The organism is Ureibacillus endophyticus (genome assembly GCF_003628435.1).
Classification (GTDB): domain Bacteria; phylum Bacillota; class Bacilli; order Bacillales_A; family Planococcaceae; genus Ureibacillus; species Ureibacillus endophyticus.
Genome location: NZ_RBZN01000097.1, coordinates 1 through 2,742 on the forward strand (window position 1 = coordinate 1; position 2,742 = coordinate 2,742).

The window sequence follows — 2,742 nt, forward strand, 5'->3', positions numbered from 1 at the left end:
ATGTTGTATGTGCTAAACTTTTATTATCCATATGGATCTCCTTTCGTACATAATTGGTTGACCAGACCATATATTATTGTACGATTGGAGTATTTTTTTTGTCCATAGCTAAAAGCTTTTTGGAACCCCCTGCATAGCAGGGGGTTTTCATTTAACCAAAAATAAGGCATTCTATTGAATAATCAATAGAATGCCTCACATTTGTTAACATATTCAATTTATAGTACTGTTGCTTCTGGTTCGTAGCTAATCATTTCTTTAATTGTGTTATTTTCACCCATAATGGCAACGGTTGGCTTATGATTTGCAGCTTCATTGTTGTCCACATACACGTAAGAAATAATAATAACGATGTCACCTTTTTGAACTAGTCTTGCTGCTGCACCATTTACACAAATTACACCACTGCCACGTTCACCAGCAATGATATAGGTTTCAAAACGTGCTCCATTATTATTGTTCACTATGTGTACTTTTTCATTTGGTAGCATCCCCACTGCATCAAGAATATCTTGGTCAATTGTGATTGAACCAACATAGTTTAAATCTGCTTGAGTCACTTGTGCACGGTGGATTTTGCTATTCATCATCATTCTAAGCATATTCGTTACCCCTTATTTCAAAAATATTATGTTATCTATTAATCTAGTTTTTCCAATATATACGGCAGCCGCTATTAAAAACTGTTCTGTATCATTTTTGATTTCAGCTAAATCTGGATAAGACAGTAATTGTAAATAATCAATCTTACCAGATGTTTTTTCATTTATATGGTTTTCTGCTAATTGAATCGATTCTTCAACATTTGCACTTGATAAAAAATGTTCCTTTGCGATTTGTAATGCTTCGTAAATCGCTGGTGCTTGTCGGCGATCTTCTTCAGATAAATAAACATTTCGAGAAGATTTTGCAAGACCATCTTCTTCACGTACAATTGGAACTGTTCGAATTTCTAATGGGAAATTAAAATCTCTCACTAATGTTTGAATAATCGCTACTTGTTGAGCATCTTTTTGACCAAAATATGCTCTCGTAGGTTCTGCCAAGTGGAATAATTTCGTTACGACTTGAAGTACTCCATCAAAGTGACCAGGTCTTGATGCACCACACAAAATTTCCGATTGTCTTCCCGCGCGTATTACAATTCCTCCATTTGTTGGATACATTTCCTCAACGGATGGTGCAAAGATTACATCGACTCCGACAGACTCAGCTAACTTTGTATCTCGTTCTAAATCACGAGGATATGATTCAAAATCTTCATTTGGACCAAATTGAGTTGGATTAACAAAAATACTCATCACTGTGAAGTCATTTTCGCTTTTTGATGTACTTGCTAAAGTTAAATGCCCTTCATGTAAATAACCCATTGTAGGCACGAGTCCGATTGTTTTCCCATGTTGTTTTATATTTTTTATGATTGATTTAAGTTCTTGGATTGTTGTAACGACTTGCATGTTATTTGATGCCCCCATAAATTTGCGTTAATTCCTCTTCCTTCATTGTAAAGCTGTGACGTAGTGTCGGGAAAGCTTTGCATTTTACTGCTTTCGTATATGCTCGAATACCGCGATTTACCTCGTCACCTACAAATGAGAAACTTTCAACGAACTTCGGTATGTGATGATTTCCATAGCGTAATAAATCATGGAATACTAGGACTTGCCCATCCGCATCTGGACCTGCACCAATTCCGATTGTTGGGATCGTTAATTGAGCAGTTACAGCTGCTGTCAGTTGATGCGGAATACACTCTAAAACAACTGCACATGCCCCAGCAGCTTCTACTTCTTTTGCTTCTTTTATTAATTGTTCAGCTTGTTCAGCTGTTTTACCTTGAACCTTATAACCACCTAGTACACCCGATTGTTGTGGTTGTAATCCTAAATGAGCAACAACAGGAATGCCAGCAGTTGTAAGTTTTTTAATAACTTCTAGTACTTCTCCAGCACCTTCTACTTTTAATGCATTGGCTCCCGTTTCTTGCATCATTCTTACTGCAGTTTTTAAGGTTTCGTTTACATCACCATGGTAAGAACCGAATGGCATATCAACAACAATAAATGTATCCTTTGCTCCGCGACGTACTGCCTTTGAGTGATGAATCATATCTTCCACTGTAACAGGCATAGTAGAATCATAGCCTAACACTACCATGCCGAGTGAATCTCCTACTAAAATCATATCCACCTCTGCCTCTTCAGAAAACTTCGCAGCAGGATAATCGTAGGCAGTAATCATCACGATTTTTTCTTGCCTTTCTTTCATCTTTATAAAATCTGTTGTACTTTTCACTATTTTCTCCTCCTTATCGTAAGAAGAAAACATTAAAAATACCCTTCTATCACAAAATGGACAGAAGGGTAGCGTCATACAAAATAAAGATTTTAACGCAACGTTTTCTTCCGTCCCTGTCTAATTGATCAGGGCAGATCTTTTTTGTAAAAAAGTTACTGCATGAAGGTACAGTTCATCCGATACTGTCCATAAACAACTATAACAATTTTTAAAGAAAACGTATAGTATTTTAGAAAAATAGAGTACTTTCTAGCAAGAAATGCGGAGAACGCTCGCTCAGCTCTGACAACAACTGGAGGGGTTGGCAAAAGTGCGCTCTTTGCCCTTGCAGACTGCCCCGAAGTTGTCGAAGAGCTAGCGTTCGCAGCTAGACAATTAGAAATGCGGGAGGCGGCTCGTTCAGGCTCGACACGCGCTGGAGACTTCGACGAGAAGGCGCTCTTT

At 37.8% G+C, this 2,742-nt stretch carries 3 protein-coding genes; all 3 read right to left on the bottom strand.

Annotated elements, in window-relative coordinates; translation table 11 throughout:
- Positions 1-218: 218 nt before the first annotated feature.
- From panD to panB, 3 genes are read right to left on the bottom strand one after another with little or no spacing between them, the layout of a single operon-like run.
- Positions 219-602, bottom strand: coding sequence for an aspartate 1-decarboxylase (gene panD, locus D8M03_RS17370; RefSeq protein WP_121216032.1), 384 nt, complete (start codon positions 600-602; stop codon positions 219-221).
- A 12-nt stretch (positions 603-614) separates the two neighbouring features.
- Positions 615-1,457: a pantoate--beta-alanine ligase gene (gene panC / locus D8M03_RS17375; RefSeq protein ID WP_121216033.1), complete on the bottom strand. Its 843-nt coding sequence runs from the start codon at positions 1,455-1,457 to the stop codon at positions 615-617.
- Between the two features lies 1 nt (position 1,458).
- Positions 1,459-2,295 carry a 3-methyl-2-oxobutanoate hydroxymethyltransferase gene (gene panB, locus D8M03_RS17380; protein WP_121216034.1) on the bottom strand — a complete coding sequence of 279 codons (837 nt, stop codon included), beginning with the start codon at positions 2,293-2,295 and terminating at the stop codon, positions 1,459-1,461.
- Between the last annotated feature and the right edge of the window lie 447 nt (positions 2,296-2,742).

Coding starts and splice junctions, on each gene's coding strand:
- panD (WP_121216032.1), bottom strand. CDS start 602: ATGCTTAGAATGATGATGAATAGCAAAATCCACCGTGCACAAGTGACT.
- panC (WP_121216033.1), bottom strand. CDS start 1,457: ATGCAAGTCGTTACAACAATCCAAGAACTTAAATCAATCATAAAAAAT.